Origin of the sequence: Pseudomonas deceptionensis, assembly GCF_900106095.1 — a bacterium.
Lineage (GTDB): Bacteria > Pseudomonadota > Gammaproteobacteria > Pseudomonadales > Pseudomonadaceae > Aquipseudomonas > Aquipseudomonas deceptionensis.
Map to the genome: position 1 here is coordinate 3,827,186 of NZ_FNUD01000002.1, position 18,744 is coordinate 3,845,929.

Here is an 18,744-nt window from a genome sequence, read left to right on the forward strand (position 1 = left end):
TGGTGTCACATCAGTCGCGGCGCGGTACGCCTTTTTGACCCGGCTTGCGGTTGGGCGCCATGCCATTGGCCAACAGGGTTTGCTCGACCGTGTCGTACTGCACACCGATGCGGTAGATGTCCCGTGCCTCTTTGCCGGAAGCAATTTCACGGCCCAGTTCATGGGCAATGCGTACGGTCTGCTGGATCTGCTGCACGGACGTGAAGCGCTTGCCGTGCTGATCGATGATGGTGTCTTCAGTGCCCACACGCGGGTGCAAGCCCATGGCCAGGGCGATGGTATTGAGCGGCAGCATGTTCTTGAACAGCGACTCGGAGGTGAGCGTGCAACCATCCGGTACGCGGTTGATAAAGTTGAACATGTTGAACGGGTTCGGGCCGTCGAAACCGCCACCGATACCGATCCAGGTCAGGTTCAGCGGGCCTTTGTAGAGGCCCTTGCGCACCATGCGCTCAAGGGTTTCGTAAGCATGGATGCCGGTCAGCTGGAAATGCGGCTGAATATTGTTGGCCTGCAAACGCTTGAGGTGTTCAGTCACCCAGGCCGGGCCTGCCGGTACGGTCATTTCGCTGTAGGCAGCCTCGTAAAGCGGGTCGGCCAGCGAGGTACCTTCGCGGTACTCCGGGTACAGCAACTCCATGATGTTCATCTGAATGGTGTTGATCGCCACGGTGACCTGATCCGGCCGTGGCGAGAGCTCCGCCAGCATGTGCCGGGTGTCGTCGGACAGCCACAGGGCCGCCTCACCATCGCTTTCCGGGGCAAAGGAAATCGAACCGCCCACCTGGATAATCATGTCCGGCACGGCTTCACGCACACCGCCAATCAGCTCGTTGAACTTGGACAGGCGCTTGGAGCCTTTACCGTCCAGTTCGCGCACATGCAGGTGCAGTACGGTGGCGCCGGCTTCATAGCAGTCAACTGCCTTCTGTACCTGCTGATCCATGGTCACCGGGATGTCTTCCGGGAAGTCTTCCGGCATCCACTCAGGGGCGTAAGGGGCAACGGTAATGACCACTTTTTCCATGTTTTCGGGGTGCAGGGAATCGTCGAAAAATTGCATGGGGGTTTCCTTTTTTATTGTTGTTCGCGTGGGTGCGCTTGCTTAGTAGGTTTTCTCGCCACTGATGCCGGCGCGTTCCATCTTGCGATGGCAAGCCGGGTAATCCATGACCGCGTAATGCTGGGTACTGCGGTTATCCCAGATGGCGATGCTGTTGGGCTTCCAGCGCCAGCGCACCTGATACTCGGGGATGCTGGCCTGGCCGATCAGATAGCGCAGCAGCTCGGACGCACCGTGGCTGAAATCCTGGCCGTAACGCACCCGCTCGGCGGTGTGGTAATTGCTGAAGTGAGTGGTAAAACCATTGACGAAAAGCACCTGCTCGCCGGTTTCCGGATGGGTGCGTACCACGGGGTGCTCGGCGTCCGGGTACTGGGCCTTGAGCGCCAGGCGCTTTTCGATCGGCATGGCCGCGCCGAACGTCGCCTCGATGCTGTGACGGGCCCGCAGGCCTTCGATCGCGGCCTTCACGTCGCGGGGCAAGCGCTCATAAGCCACCACCATATTGGCCCACATGGTGTCGCCCCCCACCGGGGGGCACTCCACGCAACGAAGCACGCAGCCCAGCGGCGGCGCCTCGCGCCAGGTGGCATCGGTGTGCCAGCTGTTTTCGTAACGGTCGACCGGGCTGTCCGGGCTTTTATAGATCTGCACCAGTCCGGGATGGTCCGGGTGGCTGCCCACCACGGGATGGTCCTCCAGCTCGCCAAAGTGCCGGGCAAAGGCCACGTGCTCGGCACGGCTGATGTCCTGGTCCCTCAGGAACAACACGCGATGCTTGAGCAGTTGGGCACGGATCTCGGAGAACAGGCCGGCGTCATGGATGGCATCGACAAGGTTGACGCCGATCAGCTCGGCGCCGATATGGCAGGTAAGTTGTTCAACTTGCATGACCTGCCCTCCTTTAGATAACGAATATCGAGGAGCCCGTGGTCTTGCGCGATTCCAGGTCACGGTGGGCCTGTACGGCATCCTGCAAGCTGTAGTGCTGGTTGATCTCGATCTTGATCCGGCCGCTGCCGACCAGGTCGAACAGTTCACCGGCCAGATCGGCCTTTTCTGCCGGGTCGGCGATGTAGTCGGCCAGTGCCGGGCGCGTCATGAACAACGAGCCTTTCATCGCCAGCAGCGCCGGGTTGAACGCCGGGATCGGGCCGGAAGCCGTGCCCACGCAGACCATCAGGCCACGGCGCTTGAGCGAGTCCAGCGAGCCCATGAAAGTGCTCTGGCCCACACTGTCGAACACCACATTGACGCCAACGTTGTCGGTCAGTTCTCGAACGCGTTTGGCCACATCCTCGTGGCTGTAATTGATCACATGATCACAACCATGGGTGCGGGCCACTTCAGCCTTGGCATCGCTGGACACGGTACCGATCACCTTCAGGCCCAGCAGCTTGGCCCACTGCGAAACAATCAGCCCGACGCCACCGGCGGCGGCGTGCAACAGGATGCTGTCACCGGGTTTGAAATCATGAATGCGGCGCATCAGATAAGCAGATGTCAGACCGCGCATGGTCATGGCGGCAGCGGTTTCAAAAGAGATGCTTTCCGGCAGTTTGATCAGGGGTGCAGCCGAGATCAGGCGCTCGGTGCTATAGGCACCCAGGGTGTTGAGAAAGCCGGTGTACGTGACACGATCCCCGACCGCCACATGGCTGACACCCTCACCCACTGCCGCGACGATACCGGCCGCTTCGACCCCCATGCCGTTGGGCATCGGGATCGGGTACGTGCCATTGCGAAAGTAGGTATCGGCATAATTGAGGCCGACGGCGACATGCCGCAGCCTGACCTCACCGGGGCCTGGGTCGCCCACTTCAACTTCCTCGAACCGAAGGACTTCGGGACCACCGGTTTCGTAAAAACGTACGACTTGGGCCATGCTTTTATCTCTCCAATCAGCGTTCAGATCGCACTACGGCGATACACGTGGACTGGAATGTAAACAACGGCCGGCGCGGGCGCTTCTCATCAGACGACAGCGTCTTCTCTTTTCATGACAGGCATTGCAAACACCTGTGGCCGCCTTCGGCAGCGGCGTGCCCACGGAGCGGGGCCGGAGTGAGGGACACCTGAGCGAAGCGAGGGCCGTACGACGGGGCAAGGCCTTTTTGGGTATTTTTGTGGTGGTCCGACACTCGGCTGTTTGACAAAAGTGCCTCGCCGTAAGGGCGAAACCAAAATTGCAGTTGGTCACGAGTGCTGGATATGTACTCGGTGGATCAGTTGTTGTGCAGTGCGCCCGTATCTACACCGAGTACATATCCATTCGATGTATCACGGCTTTCTACGGGTTCCGACCATACGGCCGCCTGGAGCAGGTCACCCTCGATCCACCCGCCACTGCTCAAACAAACTGTCAAACATCGCCTGGGCCGCCGCCGACAGCTCATGCCCTGGCTTGGTCAGCACCCCAATGGCCCGCTCCACCACCGGCTCATGCAAAGTGATGCAGCACGCCCCCAGTTCACGCATCTGCTCGGCACACAAGGCCGGCACCACACTCACGCCCAACCCGCTGGCCACCATGCGCCCGACCGTGGCCAGCTGATGACTTTCGAACTCCACCGGCAATTTCATCTGCCGCGCCTGCAAATGCTCCTCAAGCATCACCCGCACCGCAGAAGGTCTCTGCAGGGTAATAAAGGGCTGTTCGAGCAAGGTTTTCCAGTCAATCAACTCACGCCCGGCCAGTCCCGAATCACGGGGCACCACCGCCACAAAACGGTCGAGATACAGCGGGGTAAACGTCAGCGACGAACCCGGCCCCGGGTCGAACGCCACACCCAGCTCCACCTGCCGGTCGCGGACCATTTCCAGCACTTGCTCGTTGATCACGTCATTTACCGTGACGTTGACCTTGGGGTAACGCACACGAAAAAGCTTGAGGATGGCCGGCAGCACGTTGCCCGAAAACGACGGGATGGCCGCCAGTGTCACGCGCCCGCGTTGCAAGGTGAAACGCTGACGCAGTTCATCCTCGGCATTGTCCCAGTCGGCAATCAGCCGCCGGGCCAAGGGCAGCAGCGACTCGCCTTCCGGCGTCAGTGCCACATTGCGCGTGGTGCGGCTGAACAGGCGCCCGCCAAGGCCCTCTTCCAGCGCCTTGATAGTCAGGCTCAGGGCTGATTGCGATAAATGAAGTCGCTCGCAGGCCACGGCAAAACTCAGGCTCTGGGCCACGGCGAGGAAGGCGCGGATCTGTTTCACGGTCATGAACGTTGCCTCAGGCTTATTAATTTGTTTTATCTATCAATCAACCGTAAAAATCAACTTAACAAATCAATCTCACGCAGTAACACTCGCTACAAACGGCTAACCACCGACCACTAAAAATAAAAGAGGTGCATATGGCAGGTTTCGACAAGCGTGTGGCGACCTACGAAGAGGCCCTGGCCGGGCTCAAGGACGGCATGACCGTCATCTCTGGCGGCTTTGGCCTGTGCGGCATCCCGGAGAACCTGATCAATGAGATCAAGCGCCAGGGCATCCGCGACCTGACGGTGGTTTCGAACAACTGCGGGGTCGACGGTTTCGGCCTCGGCGTACTGCTCGAAGACCGCCAGATCAGCAAAGTGATCGCCTCGTATGTGGGTGAAAACGCACTGTTCGAGAAGCAGTTGCTGAGCGGTGAAATCGAAGTCGAATTGACCCCACAAGGCACCCTCGCCGAAAAAATGCGCGCTGGCGGCGCCGGCATCCCGGCATTTTTCACGGCCACCGGGGTCGGCACACCCGTGGCCGACGGCAAGGAAACCCGTGAGTTCAAGGGCCGCGCCTACCTGATGGAAGAGTCCATCACCGGCGACTTCGCCATCGTCAAGGGCTGGAAAGCCGACCACTTCGGCAACGTGATCTACCGCCACACCGCGCAGAACTTCAACCCGCTGGCGGCCACTGCCGGCAAGATCACCGTGGTGGAAGTCGAAGAAATCGTCGAACCCGGCGAGCTGGACCCGACGCAGATCCACACCCCCGGCATCTACGTCGACCGGATCATTTGCGGCACATTCGAAAAACGCATCGAGCAGCTCACCGAGCGCTCCTGATCCCCTGCCCCCAGCTCTGACGGAGTACCACCATGGCTCTTTCCCGCGAACAAATGGCCCAGCGCGTCGCCCGCGAAATGCAGGACGGCTTCTATGTGAACCTCGGTATCGGCATTCCGACCCTGGTCGCCAACTACATCCCCGAAGGCATGGAAGTCATGCTGCAATCGGAAAACGGCCTGCTCGGCATGGGCGCGTTCCCCCGCGTCGGTGAAGCTGACGCCGACATGATCAACGCCGGCAAGCAAACCGTTACCGCCCGCACCGGTGCGTCGATTTTCTCCTCGGCGGAATCGTTCGCGATGATCCGCGGCGGCCATATCGACCTCACCGTACTCGGCGCCTTTGAGGTCGATGTGCTCGGCAACATCGCCTCCTGGATGATCCCCGGCAAGATGGTCAAGGGCATGGGCGGCGCGATGGATCTGGTGGCCGGTGCGGACAACATCATCGTCACCATGACCCATGCATCCAAGGACGGAGAGTCCAAACTGCTGTCGCGTTGCAGCCTGCCGCTGACCGGCGCCGGTTGCATCAAGCGTGTACTGACCGACCTTGCCTACCTGGAAATCGACAACGGTGCATTTATCCTCAAGGAACGCGCGCCCGGCGTCAGCGTTGACGAGATCGTGCGCAAAACCGCTGGTAAATTGATCGTCCCGGACCACGTCCCGGAAATGCAATTCGCCTGACCCGCCCCTTTTTCAGGAGAGATTTAATGCAAGAAGTCGTTATTGTCGCCGCAACCCGTACGGCGATTGGCAGTTTTCAGGGCTCGCTGGCCACTGTCCCGGCAGCTGAACTCGGCGCTGCGGTGATCCGTCAATTGCTGGCAAAAACCGGCCTGACCGGTAATCAGGTAGATGAAGTGATCCTCGGGCAGGTACTGACCGCAGGCTGCGGGCAGAACCCCGCGCGACAGGCAGCTATCCTTGCGGGCCTGCCCCACACGGTCCCGGCACTGACCCTGAACAAGCTCTGCGGCTCCGGCCTCAAGGCCCTGCATCTGGCGACCCAGGCGATCCGTTGCGGCGATGCCGAGGTGGTGATTGCCGGCGGCATGGAAAACATGAGCCTGGCCCCCTATGTGCTGCCCGCTGCCCGCACCGGTTTGCGCATGGGCCACGCGAAGATGGTCGACAGCCTGCTCCACGACGGCTTGATGGACGCTTTCAACGATTACCATATGGGCATTACGGCCGAGAACCTGGCAGACAAGTACCAGCTCACACGTGAACAGCAGGACGCCTTCGCTGCTGCTTCGCAACAAAAAGCCTGCGCAGCCATCGAAGCCGGGCGTTTTGCTGACGAGATCACGCCGATCCTGATTCCACAGCGCAAAGGTGACCCGCTGGCCTTTGAGGTCGACGAACAGCCCCGCGCCGGGATTACCGCTGACGCCCTGGCCAAACTCAAACCTGCGTTCAAAAAGGACGGCAGTGTCACTGCTGGCAACGCCTCGACCATCAATGATGGCGCCGCTGCCGTGGTGCTGATGAGCGCCACCAAGGCCAAGGCCCTCGGCCTGCCGGTACTGGCACGGATCGCCGGTTACGCCAACGCCGGTGTAGACCCGGCAATCATGGGTATCGGCCCGGTTGCGGCCACCCGCAGCTGCCTGGCGAAAGCCGGCTGGAGCCTCGATCAGCTGGACCTGATCGAAGCCAACGAAGCCTTCGCCGCACAGTCGCTGGCGGTGGGCAAAGAGCTGCAATGGGATATGGACAAGGTCAACGTCAATGGCGGTGCCATTGCCCTGGGCCACCCCATCGGTGCATCGGGTTGCCGTGTACTGGTGTCATTGCTGCACGAGATGATCAAACGCGATGCCAAAAAAGGCCTCGCCACCCTGTGCATCGGCGGCGGCATGGGCGTCGCCCTGGCCATCGAGCGCAGCTAAACCGCAGAGCGTTCAAACAGCCAGCGTTCGGATCCACGATATCCACGCGCTGGCTGGCAACACACCCGGCGTGACTTCGGTCACGCCGGGTTTTTTTTGACCCGGGTTTGCTCGGGAGCGATCACCTCGCCCTGGGCCGTGACGGGCTGCATCAAGCCCAAGGGTTGCCCTGTGGCGGTGTCCACCAGTTGCGAGTGCGCCTCGTGTGGCTCGAACAAATACTGTTCTGCCCATTGCCTGAAAGCCACGACCACCGGGAACAGGCTCTTGCCCTTCTCGGTCAGGACGTACTCCTGGTACGAGGTTCCGTCAGACGCTGGCCGCACTTCAAAAATACCGGCCTCAACCAGGTTCTTGAGCCGGTTGGTAAGCACACTGCGCGCGACCCCCAAACCACTCTGAAAGTCCCCGAAACGCCGAACGCCATCAAATGCGTCTCGCACAATCAGCAACGACCAGCGATCGCCGATCACGTCCGCAGTCCGTGCCACCGGGCAACTCTGACCCGGTTCAATGTGCTGTTTGGTCATACAGGCTCCTCTGCTTGCCCTGGGAATCAGGTTGCTTGGCGCAACAAGTTTCATTTTAAGACTGGTTGACCTAGAATGAAACCAGTCTTAATTCGAGACTAGACTGGCGAGAGGCATTCCCGTGCATGCAGATCAACTTCATACCCCCACTGCGGCGATGGCCGCGGGCATTCCACGCGGGCTCGTCGGGCTGCTTGCCTGTGCCAGCGGGTTGAGTGTGGCGAACGTTTACTACGCCCAGCCGTTGCTTGATCAGGTGGCGGTGGACTTTGCCATCAGCCCTGCCGCCGTCGGCGGGGTGATTACCGCCACCCAGGTCGGCAGCGTGCTGGCCTTGCTGTTGCTCGTGCCCTTGGGTGACCAGGTCAACCGCCGCACCTTGATGCTGGCCCAGGCAGGCGCATTGATCGCCGGGCTGATCTGTGTCGGCATGACCCGCTCCCCCGTGCTCATGCTGTTGGCCATGCTGACGATCGGACTGTTGGGGACCGCCATGACCCAGGGCTTGATTGCCTTCGCCGCCACTGCGGCCCTGCCCCAAGAACGCGGCCGGGTAGTGGGTACGGTTCAGGGCGCGGTTGTCATCGGCCTGTTGCTGTCACGGCTGGCGGCGGGGCTGATCGCGGATCTGGCCGGGTGGCGCTGGGTTTATCTGGGCTCGGGGCTGGTGATGATGGTGCTGGCCCTTATCCTCTACCACGTCTTGCCGTCACAGCGACCGTCTGGCGCGCCGATGCCTTATGGGAGGCTGGTCCTCTCAATGTTCACCCTGCTCAGGGAGGATCGCGTGCTGCAGATCCGCGGCATGCTGGCGTTGTTTATTTTTGCGGTGCTCGGCATTTTCTGGAGTGCTCTGGTCTTTCTGCTGACCCAGGCGCCCTACAGCTTTTCGCACACCGCCATCGGCACGTTGGGCCTGGCGGGTGTGGTGGGTGCGCTTGCAGCCACACGGGCCGGAATCCGGGCAGATAAAGGACAGGGCCAGCGGACAACCGGTGGGTCACTGGGGTTGTTGTTGCTGGCGTGGCTGGCACTCTGGCTAACGCCCCACTCACTGGCGTGGCTGATCATCGGTGTGATCATCCTCGACCTTGGCGCGCAGGCCATTCACGTGACCAACCAAAGCATGATCTTCAACGCCCGACCCGACTCCCACAGCCGGATCGTGGGTTGCTACATGCTCTTTTATGCCATTGGCAGCGGGCTGGGTGCACTGGCATCCACAGCCCTCTACGCGGCGTACGGCTGGACGGGTGTGTGCGCCCTTGGCGCCGGGGTCAGCCTTGCGGCACTCGGGTTCTGGCTCATTACGTTGCCTCTCATGCCCGGGGCGACTGACGCAAGCCGCCAGCCCGTTACTTGATCAGGCGCACTTCCTTGGACGGCCGGTAGCCAAAATAGGCGCTGTAGCACTTGCTGAAATGACTGGGCGAAACAAACCCGCAGGCCACCAGCACATCGACCTGGGACAGTTCGGTGTGTTGCAGCAGACGGCGCGCTTCGGTGATGCGCAGCTCAAGGTAATAACGTTGTGGCGTAGTGCCCAACTGCTCCTTGAACAGACGTTCGAGCTGGCGGCGTGAGCGGCCGACAAAGACCGCCAGTTGCTCCAGCTCCAGCGGCTCTTCGAGGTTGGCGTCCATCAGCTTCACCACCTCACGCAGGGGCGCGCTCACGCAGATGTTCTGCGCCGGTTTGATCCGGCGATACCGGGACTCTTCAAACGCCAGAATGTCCTCGATCCCTTCCACCAGTGCCTTGTCGTGCAGCCCCTTGATCCAGCCCAGCGCCATCTGGAAGGCGCCGGCCGGGCTTGAGGCCGTCAGGCGGTCGCGATCAATCACCCAGGGTTCGCTGGTGATCTGGGCCGCCCTGGCCACTTCGACCAGCGCCGGCCGGTGTTCGGGGTGGATCGCACACCGGTAGCCATCCAGCAGCCCGGCACTGGCGAGGAACCACGCACCGTTCCACAACCCGCCCAGGGTGATACCCGCGTTTGCAGCGGCCCTGAGCAGGCTGACCAGTTCGTCGCCGATCTTCAGCTCCGTCCTGTAGCCGCCGCAAATGACCAGCAGGTCCAGCTCGTCGATGATCGAAGGATCAATGCGCGCATCGGGCCGGATCACCAGGCCCAGATCGCTGATCACCTCGCCTTCGCTGAGGCCATAGGTACGTGATGAGAACAGATCGGCGCGCAGCAGGTTCGCGGTGATGATGGCGTCCAGCGCCTGGGTAAACGCCGGCAGCGAAAAGTGCTCAAGCAGCACAAAACCCGTGCGGACCATCGGGGCGGGATCGGCGGGGCTGTCTTTGAGGTAGCGAAGGTTCTTGCCCTTCATGCCGGTGCTGAACTGGCGTCGTTCGATCAAGGTGCGATCCATGTGCGATGCGTTAATCAAGGCACCATGCTAACCGCCGGCAGGCTAAAAAGCTCCTGCCGGCAGCATAGGCAATCATTGGGTCAGGTCAGAACCCCACCGTTGCCGACAACAGGTAAGTTCGCGGTGTCGAGAGGGTCAGGCCCGGCTCGCTGTCGTCCGAGGCACCCGCCGAACTCCAGTAACGTTTGCCCATTACGTTTTCGACACTGGCCCGCAGGGTCACGGCCTTTTCGTCGACCTTGAACGCGTAGCGCGCACCCACGTCGAAGCGTTCCCAGGCGTCGATTTCCTTGGTGTTGGCCTGGTCCAGATACTGCGAGCTGGAATAGAGGCCGCGCCCGGTGAGGGTCAGCCCCGGTACCGCGGGCACATCCCACTCGGCCCCCAGGTTGACGTTGTACTCCGGCGTGGCCGGCGCACGGTTGCCGTCATAGGCACCGTCGAGGGTATCCGTCAGTTTGCTGTCGATGTACATCACCCCGCCCAGCAGGCGGAAGCCCTGGAGCGGTTCGCCGAACACACTGACTTCCGCCCCCAGGTTCTGCCGCTTGCCATTAGGGCCAAAGACCTGGGTCGTGGCATTGGTCTCATAGGCCGGTTGCCTGATGCGGAACACGCTGGCGGTAATCGCGAACGGGCCCGTGTCGTACTTGGCCCCGGCTTCGATTTGACGGCTGATAAACGGCGGGAAGATTTCGTCTTCGTTGACCGAAACCGAAGGCGCAATCTTGCCCTGGCTCAGGCCTTCCATGTAGTTGGCGTACAGCGAGAGCTTGTCGGTGGCCTTGAACAGGATGCCGCCCGACGGCGAGATTTTCTCTTCGTCATAACCGGTTTTGCCTTTGACGTCATTGTTCCAGTCATCGACCTTGACCCGCTGCCAGCGGGCCCCAACGGTCAGGAGCAGGCGGTCGTCAAAAAAACCGAGGGTGTCGGCCAACGCCACGCCGCTGTAGCGGCTTTCGGTGTAGACCTCGGGATCAAGCCGGGTGGGTGTGCCGGGCCTGGGCGTTTCAACGGGGCGGTAGAGGTTGCTGGGCGACGTCGCATACCGGGCTCCGCCATTGGTGAAGTCCATATAGAAGTAACTGGCCGCCAGATTGACCTCATGGCTCACCGCGCCGGTATGGAACCAGTTGCGCACACCGGCCATGGCGGTGCGCACGTTTTCGTCACGGGTGAAGTCCCGCGGCTGCACGTTGAAATCGCCGGCGTCGTTGGTCACCGACACGGCATGGCGCAGGAAGTCGTGGTTGCTTTTGCGCGCCCCGGCGGCGCCGTAGACCATGACCGAGTCGTTGACGTCATATTCGGCGTTCACGGCCCCAAAGGTGTCTTTGGTGTGGGCACGGCTCCAGGGTTCTGCGTAGTTGTGGCGAACATCGTTGGCATCCGGCACTTTGGCTTTGGGGCCAACCTGCACCCGCTCCTGCGGGGCGTCGGTGATGCGTTCGGTGTGGCCGATATCCGTCGACAGGCGCAACCGCTCGCCGCGAAAGTCCAGGCCCAGGACGGCCATTTCGCGGTCCACGCTCTGGTGATCCCATTCAGTATCGCCGGACTGTTTTACGCCATTGAAACGCACCCCGAACTGGTCTTCGTCACCGAACCGACGGCCGATATCCACGGCACCGCCGACCTGACTGTCGGAGGCGTAGCTACCGGTAAACTCGGTGATCGGCTGGTCAGTGGCGCGCTTGGGCACCACGTTGATGCCGCCGCCCACACTGCCCCGCGGCGAGATGCCGTTGATCAACTGGCTCGGCCCTTTGAGGATGTCGACGCGGTCGGCCATTTCCATGTCGATGGTGTACGTGGGCAAGATGCCATAGAGGCCGTTATAGGCAACGTCGCTGTTGAACAGGCTGAAACCGCGAATGGTGAATTGCTCATAGCGCCCGCCCGCCGGGTTGGTTGCACGTACCGAGGGGTCGCTGCCGATCAGGTCACCCAGGGTGCGGGCTTGCAGGTTCTTGACCGCCTCGCTGGTATAGGTGGTCATGCTGAACGGGGTTTCCATAAAGTCCCGCGAGCCGAGCAACCCTTGGGAGCCCCGGCGCGCAACCTGGCCGCCGGCGAACACGTCGCCCTGCCCGCCGCCTTCCGCGCCGAGAATCGAGGTGCTGGGCAGTTGCAGGCTGTCGCTGTCGTGTGCCATGGGCATCAGGGTATAGGCCTGATCCCCGACGGGTACCCATTGCAGACCGGAGCCCTGTAGCAGCCGGGTGAAGCCTTCCTGCACCGCGAACGTGCCGGACAGGCCGCTGCTGTTGTGACCGCTGACCAGCGCCGGGTCCACCGACAGGTTGACCCCCGCCAGCCCGGCGAAACGGGTCAAAGCGGCGCCCAGAGTGCCCGCGGGCACTTCATAGGTACGGCGTTCATCGCTGGCGGCCCAGCTGGAGGAGACAAACAGCGGGCTGGTACTGAGGGTCAACACAAGCCCGAATCGAAACAGCGGGCGCAAGCGCAAGGACGGTACTGCAGGCATGGGACAACGCTCTCGTATTTTATTCACTTGCCTTGAATGACCGTCGAGGTAAAAAAAAGGGACAGCGAAATCTGTAAAGCCGGGAAAACCTGTAGCCGCTGCCGAAGGCTGCGATCGAGACCGAAGGGCTCGTACTTTTCAAAGCGAAGGTCCTTCGGACCTTATCGCAGCCTTCGGCAGCGGCTACAGGGTCAGCGTTCAGAGGTCAGGAATCAGGAATCAGGAATCAGGAATCAGCGTTCAGCGTTCAGCGTTCAGAGGTCAGGCTAGTGCTCACACCGGCGTATTTCTCGGCACCAGCGTGACCCAGTACCGCGTACGGGCATGCACTTGCACCGGCAGGGTGGCGGCCAGTAGCGACAGGATGCGGTCGGTATTGTCCAGTTGGAAACTGCCCGTGACCCGCAGCGTTTCAAGCGCCGGCTCCCAGCGCAGCAGACCTGCGCGATAGCGGCTCAGCTCACGCAAAAAATCCCCCAGGGGCTGGTTTTGCGCCATCAGCACTCGCTCGCGCCAACCGGGTTGCAACGGATCGAACGGGCTGACGCCCCCTGCTCCCGTCGCGCCCAGGCTGACCTGCTGACCCTCGCGCAACAGCAACGCAGGCCCATGCAATGGCTGCAACTGCACCGTGCCGCTGAGCACCGAAACCTGGCAATCCCCCGGGTTGAGACGCACGCAGACTTCACTTCGGTTCAGCGTGATGCGCCCGTAGCGCGCCTCAATGGTTATCGGTGCACTGCCCGACACTTTCAGCGCCATTTCGCCACGCACCAGGGTCAGCAACCGGGCTTGCATATCAACATTGACGGCGCTAGCGGTATTGAGTTGCAGCATGCTGCCGTCGGCCAGCGGCACACGCGAATGCTCACCCGTGGCGGTTTGCAGGTCGGCGCGCCATACGTCCACAGGCAACTGGCGGCTCAGCAGCCAGGCCGTCGGCACCACGGCGGCCACACACAGCGCCTGTTTCAGCACTGCCCGGCGCCCCGGATCTGGCCGGTCAAGGGTGGCCATTGCCAACGCCGAAGGCAGCGTGTTGAAGCGCTGGCGCAGCAACTGAGCCTTCTGCCAGGCCGACTCGTGGGCACCGGCGCTGTCGCGCCACTGTTGCAGCTGCACGCGATCCTGCTCGGTGGCCGTGCCGGACTCCATCAGCGCCAGCCAGTGGGCAGCGGCCCGGGCAACAGTGCGGATAGCGGATGAGGGTTCAGGGTGCTTCAAGCGTCCACCAGCAAACAGTGCTCGTAGGCCTGGGCCATGTAACGTTTGACCGTACGCTCGGAGACGTTCAGGCGCTCGGCAATCTCCCGATACCCCAGCCCTTCGAGCTGGCTCCAGAGAAACGCCCGTCGCACCACAGGCGCCAGGCCATCGAGCAATTCGTCCAGCGCCTGCAAGGTTTCGAGCAGCAGCCAGCGTTGCTCGGGGGACGGCACACTTTCCTCAGGTAACTGTGCCAGTGCCTCCAGATAGGCTTGCTCCAGACTGCGCCGCGTGTAGAAGTTGCTTAGCAGGCGCTTGCCGACCGTGAGCAAATAGGCCCGTGGTTCACGCAAATCCGCCAGTGGCTGGGCGCTGGCAAGCACACGAACAAAGGTATCCTGGCTCAAATCCGCCGCATCCCAGGCGTTGCCCATGCGCCGGCGCAGCCAGTTTTCCAGCCAGCTGCGGTGGTCGCGATACAACGCATGCAGGGTCTGCTCTTTCGGTGTCGCGAGTTCAACCATCTCAAGACCCCCTGTGCGCAGGACGAGGTAAATGAGAGTGATTCTAATTTGTGTTATATCTTGAAACCAAGCTATTTTTCTTTCTGAACCACTAAACTGCTACAAATCATGTAGCCGGAGTACGCAGAACTTGTAGTCCCTTGCGCAGGCTGCGATAAGGTCGGCCATCAGTTCTATCAACAGCAATCAGGAAATTTCGCTATGTACGTGGTTTTCGCATGAAGTGGCTCAAGGGCATCATTCTGGGCACCATCTTGCTCGCAGTCGGCGCGGTAGCGCTTGGGCTGTTTTACTTTCTGCCTCAGCACGATGTGGTGATGGTCACGGGGGTTGAAGTCAAACGGGTCGATCACAACGGCGTCATCAACGCTGAAAACCCGGCCGACGGCCCTACCCGGGATGTTTACTTCATCAACACGGAAGACCCGGACACCAAGGAAGTCATGGTGTATCGCAACGAGGATACCGGCTGGTCCTTCCCCTGGTACTTCAAGTTCGACTCGGCAGACATCCAGGCCAAGGCCCAGGGCTATTCCCGCGACTCCCAGCAGTTGGCTCTCATCCGGTACTACGGATGGCGCATCAAGATCTTCTCGGTGTTCCCGAACATCACTGCGATCGAAGCCACCAACAGCCGTTCCGAACCTTTCCCATGGTTCAACACGGTGTTCTTCAGCGTGATGGGCCTGGTGTTGATATTCATTGCCGTATTTGTAAAACGGCGCACAAAACGGCGCCCGCAAATGCCGGCAAATTGATCGATGCGCTCCTGACGGAGCGCATTTTTTTTGCCCGTGGGTTTTTAGCACGTCAGTAACGGCATTCCCGGGGTTGGCTGGCGAGTTACTGAGGCGCGAGGTCGCCGTACCAGTAGGCAGCGGTGACACCGCCATCCATCAGGAAGTCGCTGCCGGTAATGAACGTCCCTTCAGGCCCCATCAGCAACGCTGCGACCGCACCGACTTCATCAGGTGTCCCGCCACGGCCCGCGGCGCTCAGATTGATCATGCGCCGGTAGCCTTCGCCGCGCGGACCGTTCAATTCGTCTCTGGCCAACGGGGTGAAGATGATACCGGGGCTGATAGTGTTGACCCGTGCTCCGCGCTTGCCCCAACGTACGGCCTCAGCCATCACACGCAGCGAGTTGGCGCGTTTGGAAATTTGATAGGCGTTCAATGGATCGGTCACTTTGTCGGCCTGAAGCATCTCCAGCGCCAACAGTTCCTCGACAGGTGTCGTGGCCAGTGCTTTGTTTTGCTCAGGTGTCAGCGCGGGCAGACGATGGCCAGACTGCGAGGCGATGACTACCCCTGCCCCGCCTTCAGCGATCACATTGCCGAACGCTTCGAGCACTAATGCCGTGCCATACAGGTCCACACGCAAGATGGTCGCGACCGGCGCCTGGGAGGGTGAAACACCGGCAGCATGGATCACCCCGGTGACATCGCCAATGGCAGTTGCCACTTGCACCAAGGCCTCGACCGACTCGCGGGAGCAGACGTCGACCAAGGCCGTGGTCACTTCGAAGCCCGCGTCGAGCAGCACCTTGGCGGCGGCATCGGCGTTCTCCTGACGCAAGTCGGCCAGCACGATGTGTTTACCGGCGCTGACCCGGCGGGCAATTGCTTGGCCTATCGACCCCGCACCGATGACGACGGTGACTTTACGGCGGTTATTCATAAACACCTCGTGCGGGGTTTGAGCCCAATGATTGATAGTGCTCGTCACTGACCTGCTCCATCCAGTCCACGACCTTGGTGTCCAGAACTTCGGCAATGGCGATATGAGTCATCGCGGTGGTGGCAGTCGCGCCATGCCAGTGTTTTACATGGGGTGGAATCCACACGGTATCGCCAGGTTTGATCAAGCGAGCCGGTTGTCCCTGCGCCTGCACCAGGCCGGCACCCGCCGTGACAATCAAGGTCTGTCCAAGAGGGTGTGTGTGCCAGGCCGTGCGGGCACCGGGCTCGAAGGTCACAGTGGCGCCACTGACGCGGGCCTCTTGTGTCCCCTTGAAAGGCGCGTCGACGCGAACAGTACCGGTGAAATAATCGGCGGCACCCTTGGCCGAAGGTTGTGAGCCGTTGGGGTTAATGATGAGCATGGACTTCTCCTCTGCGGGCAGATCTAGTGCGAGCAATGACAGCGATAACGCTGTGGCTGTGAGGCTTCGCATGACGATCCCCTTGGGGCAAAAGCCGTCGATGACGACCTGGATTAATGGAGGACGGAGCGAAAAGCCCGGCGTCCTGATCCACTTGCTGCGGGATCGGACGCCAGGTCAACGGATCGGGAGCAAGGCCCTAAATCTAGCAGCTGCGCATTACCGTGATTAGCCGCTAGAATCCGTAAATACTTATGTGAGCTGCTCATCAATGCTTAGGGAAAACGCCAGCGATCTGCTTGCCTTCCTCGCTGTCGCGAAGGAGCGCAGCTTCACCAAGGCTGCGGCCAGACTCGGAGTGTCACAGTCATCGCTCAGCCACACTATTCGAGGTCTGGAATCGCGGCTTGGGCTGCGATTGTTGACGCGTACCACGCGCAGCGTTTCGCCCACCGAGGCGGGAGAACGGTTGATCAGACGTGTGGGGCCTCACTTCGAGGAAATCGAAATCGAGTTGGCCGGCCTGAGTGATCTGCGCGATACCCCCGCTGGCAATATCCGTATCAACGCCATGGACCATGTGCTGGACCAGATTATCCGGCCCGTTCTGAAGGACTTCCTGCCCAGGTACCCGGACATCTCGGTGGAAGTCTGCTGCGATTACAGCTTCGTCGACATCGCAGCCCAAGGTTTCGATGCCGGGGTCAGGTTGGGTGAGGACGTGGCGCAAGGCATGATTGCCACGCGTATCGGGCCGGATTTGCGGATGTCCGTGGTTGGCTCACCGGCCTACTTCGCCAACCGCGAATTACCCGCGACGCCTCGAGCGCTCACTGATCACTTGTGCAATAACCTGCGGTTACCCACCAACGGCGGTCTGTACGCGTGGGAATTTGCCAAGGATGGCGAAAGCCTCAAAGTTCGCGTGACGGGCCAAGTGACCTACAACGGCGTCTATCAGTTGCTGGAAGCAGCGCTGGACGGTTTTGGGTTGAGCTACATCCCCCACGATCTGGTCATCCCCCATCTCAAGGCCGGGCGCTTGGTCGAGGTGCTGGAAGACTGGTCGCCCTGGTTTTCGGGTTTTCACCTCTACTACCCAAGTCGCCGCCAGGCGTCACCTGCGTTTGAATTGCTGGTACAAGCATTGCGTTACAAGGCCTGAACCGCTCCACGAGCGGGTCTGTTTAAATCACCGCAATCCGTTATCGTGGTTCGATTATTGAACCGGTTCTGCTCAACCAGGTAGGTAGCTGCATGGCCAACGCTCATGTCGATACACGCAACAGCCCATGGTCGGTGTTCCTCATTTTCATCCGCCTTGGGCTGACCTCGTTCGGGGGTCCCATTGCGCATCTGGGCTACTTTCGCGATGAGTTTGTGACACGACGGCGCTGGCTGACTGACCGCAGCTATGGGGATTTAGTGGCGCTCTGCCAATTTTTGCCAGGGCCCGCAAGCAGTCAGGTCGGCATCGCGCTGGGGATGTCACGTGCGGGATATGGAGGTGCGTTGGCGGCCTGGGCCGGATTTACGCTACCGTCAGCCGTTCTTCTGATCCTGTTTGCTCTGGGCATTTCGCATCACGGCACGGCCCTTCCCCCTGGCGCTCTGCATGGCCTCAAAGTGGTCGCCGTGGCCGTGGTTGCTCAAGCGGTATGGGGCATGGCACGAAACCTGTGCACGGACGTGCCACGCGTCAGCCTGATGGCGATTGCCGCCTGCGTCGCCCTGCTTGAACCGTCCGCATGGGGGCAGGTCAGCGTGATCGCCGCTGCCGGTGCTGCCGGCCTCCTGCTGTTCAAACCCGGGCAGAGCAGCGGGCACGAACCGTTGCCCATCAGCATCAGCCGCCGGGCCGGGGCGATCTGGCTGTCGCTGTTTGTGGCATTGCTGGTTGGCCTGCCACTCTTGAACCAGTGGCTGCCCAATCAGACAGTGACGATGGTGGATGCCTTCTACCGGTCCGGTTCACTGGTGTTCGGCGGCGGGCACGTGGTTCTGCCATTGCTGCAAGCCGAGGTAGTGCCTTACGGCTGGGTCAGCAATGAAACCTTTTTGGCCGGGTATGGCGCCGCGCAAGCCGTACCGGGCCCCTTGTTCACCTTCGCGGCATTCCTCGGTGCATCAATGAACCCTGCCCCTTCAGGATGGGCCGGGGGCATGATCTGCCTGCTGGCAATCTTTGCTCCGTCCTTTTTGTTAATCCTGGGCGCCTTGCCGTTCTGGGAACAATTGCGTCGTAGCGTGCGCACTCAAGCTGCGCTGGTCGGGATCAACGCGGCGGTGGTCGGTCTGCTGCTGGCTGCGCTTTACCAACCGGTATGGACGAATGCCATCCTCCAGCCGCAAGACTTCGGTCTGGCACTGCTCGCCCTGGTTGCGCTGATGTTCTGGAAGCTTCCACCGTGGCTGGTGGTCATCGCAAGCGGTGTAGCGGGATGGGTGCTGAGTATCGTCTTTACCACGGCTTGATCCGCCGCGAGAGCAATG

18 protein-coding genes are annotated in these 18,744 nt (G+C 61.1%); 7 read left to right on the forward strand and 11 right to left on the reverse strand.

Annotated features, from left to right (window positions below):
• Nucleotides 1-10: 10 nt before the first annotated feature.
• The 4 genes from BLW11_RS17540 to BLW11_RS17555 form a co-directional block, all read right to left on the reverse strand.
• Nucleotides 11-1,063, reverse strand: a complete 1,053-nt coding sequence (locus BLW11_RS17540; RefSeq protein WP_048361559.1) for a beta-keto acid cleavage family enzyme — start codon at nucleotides 1,061-1,063, stop codon at nucleotides 11-13.
• A gap of 42 nt (nucleotides 1,064-1,105) precedes the next feature.
• Entirely contained in the window at nucleotides 1,106-1,954 is an 849-nt protein-coding gene (locus BLW11_RS17545; protein WP_048361558.1) for a TauD/TfdA dioxygenase family protein, read from the reverse strand.
• A 13-nt stretch (nucleotides 1,955-1,967) separates the two neighbouring features.
• A complete protein-coding gene (locus BLW11_RS17550) occupies nucleotides 1,968-2,948 on the reverse strand; it encodes a quinone oxidoreductase family protein (RefSeq protein WP_048361557.1) in 981 nt (326 codons plus the stop codon).
• Nucleotides 2,949-3,388: 440 nt separating this feature from the next.
• Nucleotides 3,389-4,282: a LysR family transcriptional regulator gene (locus BLW11_RS17555; RefSeq protein WP_048361556.1), complete on the reverse strand. Its 894-nt coding sequence runs from the start codon at nucleotides 4,280-4,282 to the stop codon at nucleotides 3,389-3,391.
• A gap of 134 nt (nucleotides 4,283-4,416) precedes the next feature.
• On the opposite strand from BLW11_RS17555, the gene BLW11_RS17560 reads away from it, so the two are divergent.
• The 3 genes from BLW11_RS17560 to BLW11_RS17570 are packed head-to-tail and all read left to right on the forward strand — an operon-like array spanning nucleotide 4,417 to nucleotide 7,015.
• Nucleotides 4,417-5,115, forward strand: a complete 699-nt coding sequence (locus tag BLW11_RS17560) for a CoA transferase subunit A (protein WP_048361555.1) — start codon at nucleotides 4,417-4,419, stop codon at nucleotides 5,113-5,115.
• 32 nt (nucleotides 5,116-5,147) lie between these two features.
• A complete protein-coding gene (locus BLW11_RS17565; protein WP_048361554.1) occupies nucleotides 5,148-5,807 on the forward strand; it encodes a CoA transferase subunit B in 660 nt (219 codons plus the stop codon).
• Nucleotides 5,808-5,833: 26 nt separating this feature from the next.
• Nucleotides 5,834-7,015: an acetyl-CoA C-acetyltransferase gene (locus BLW11_RS17570; RefSeq protein WP_048361553.1), complete on the forward strand. Its 1,182-nt coding sequence runs from the start codon at nucleotides 5,834-5,836 to the stop codon at nucleotides 7,013-7,015.
• A gap of 80 nt (nucleotides 7,016-7,095) precedes the next feature.
• Here the strand turns inward: BLW11_RS17570 and BLW11_RS17575 are convergent, their stop codons facing one another.
• Nucleotides 7,096-7,545, reverse strand: coding sequence for a winged helix-turn-helix transcriptional regulator (locus BLW11_RS17575; protein ID WP_048361552.1), 450 nt, complete (start codon nucleotides 7,543-7,545; stop codon nucleotides 7,096-7,098).
• 157 nt (nucleotides 7,546-7,702) lie between these two features.
• On the opposite strand from BLW11_RS17575, the gene BLW11_RS17580 reads away from it, so the two are divergent.
• On the forward strand, nucleotides 7,703-8,908 hold the full coding sequence (locus BLW11_RS17580; protein ID WP_048361551.1) for an MFS transporter: 1,206 nt from the start codon (nucleotides 7,703-7,705) through the stop codon (nucleotides 8,906-8,908).
• On the opposite strand, the gene BLW11_RS17585 is transcribed toward BLW11_RS17580, so the two are convergent.
• From BLW11_RS17585 to BLW11_RS17600, 4 genes are all read right to left on the reverse strand, one after another.
• Nucleotides 8,901-9,926 carry a GlxA family transcriptional regulator gene (locus BLW11_RS17585; protein ID WP_048361550.1) on the reverse strand — a complete coding sequence of 342 codons (1,026 nt, stop codon included), beginning with the start codon at nucleotides 9,924-9,926 and terminating at the stop codon, nucleotides 8,901-8,903. The two genes, BLW11_RS17580 and BLW11_RS17585, sit on opposite strands and share 8 nt — an antisense overlap.
• 85 nt (nucleotides 9,927-10,011) lie before the next feature.
• Nucleotides 10,012-12,417, reverse strand: coding sequence for a TonB-dependent receptor (locus tag BLW11_RS17590; RefSeq protein ID WP_048361549.1), 2,406 nt, complete (start codon nucleotides 12,415-12,417; stop codon nucleotides 10,012-10,014).
• A gap of 273 nt (nucleotides 12,418-12,690) precedes the next feature.
• The gene (locus BLW11_RS17595) at nucleotides 12,691-13,641 is read right to left on the reverse strand and encodes a FecR domain-containing protein (protein ID WP_048361548.1); all 951 of its coding nucleotides are present in this window, start codon (nucleotides 13,639-13,641) and stop codon (nucleotides 12,691-12,693) included.
• A complete protein-coding gene (locus BLW11_RS17600) occupies nucleotides 13,638-14,147 on the reverse strand; it encodes a sigma-70 family RNA polymerase sigma factor (protein ID WP_048361547.1) in 510 nt (169 codons plus the stop codon). Before BLW11_RS17600 ends, BLW11_RS17595 begins: the two co-directional genes overlap by 4 nt.
• A 218-nt stretch (nucleotides 14,148-14,365) precedes the next feature.
• Here BLW11_RS17600 and BLW11_RS17605 point away from each other — a divergent pair, with 218 nt between their 5' ends.
• Nucleotides 14,366-14,905: a DUF1523 family protein gene (locus BLW11_RS17605; RefSeq protein WP_048361546.1), complete on the forward strand. Its 540-nt coding sequence runs from the start codon at nucleotides 14,366-14,368 to the stop codon at nucleotides 14,903-14,905.
• 85 nt (nucleotides 14,906-14,990) lie between these two features.
• Here BLW11_RS17605 and BLW11_RS17610 read toward each other — a convergent pair whose 3' ends face one another.
• Both BLW11_RS17610 and BLW11_RS17615 read right to left on the reverse strand, forming a co-directional pair.
• On the reverse strand, nucleotides 14,991-15,827 hold the full coding sequence (locus tag BLW11_RS17610; RefSeq protein WP_048361545.1) for an SDR family oxidoreductase: 837 nt from the start codon (nucleotides 15,825-15,827) through the stop codon (nucleotides 14,991-14,993).
• On the reverse strand, nucleotides 15,820-16,251 hold the full coding sequence (locus tag BLW11_RS17615) for a (R)-mandelonitrile lyase (RefSeq protein WP_048361544.1): 432 nt from the start codon (nucleotides 16,249-16,251) through the stop codon (nucleotides 15,820-15,822). The genes BLW11_RS17610 and BLW11_RS17615 overlap by 8 nt, the downstream gene beginning before the upstream one ends.
• Nucleotides 16,252-16,522: 271 nt before the next feature.
• Here BLW11_RS17615 and BLW11_RS17620 point away from each other — a divergent pair, with 271 nt between their 5' ends.
• Both BLW11_RS17620 and chrA read left to right on the forward strand, forming a co-directional pair.
• Nucleotides 16,523-17,416 carry a LysR family transcriptional regulator gene (locus tag BLW11_RS17620; protein ID WP_048361542.1) on the forward strand — a complete coding sequence of 298 codons (894 nt, stop codon included), beginning with the start codon at nucleotides 16,523-16,525 and terminating at the stop codon, nucleotides 17,414-17,416.
• 92 nt (nucleotides 17,417-17,508) lie between these two features.
• The gene (gene chrA / locus BLW11_RS17625; RefSeq protein WP_048361541.1) at nucleotides 17,509-18,726 is read left to right on the forward strand and encodes a chromate efflux transporter; all 1,218 of its coding nucleotides are present in this window, start codon (nucleotides 17,509-17,511) and stop codon (nucleotides 18,724-18,726) included.
• Nucleotides 18,727-18,744 lie beyond the last annotated feature (18 nt).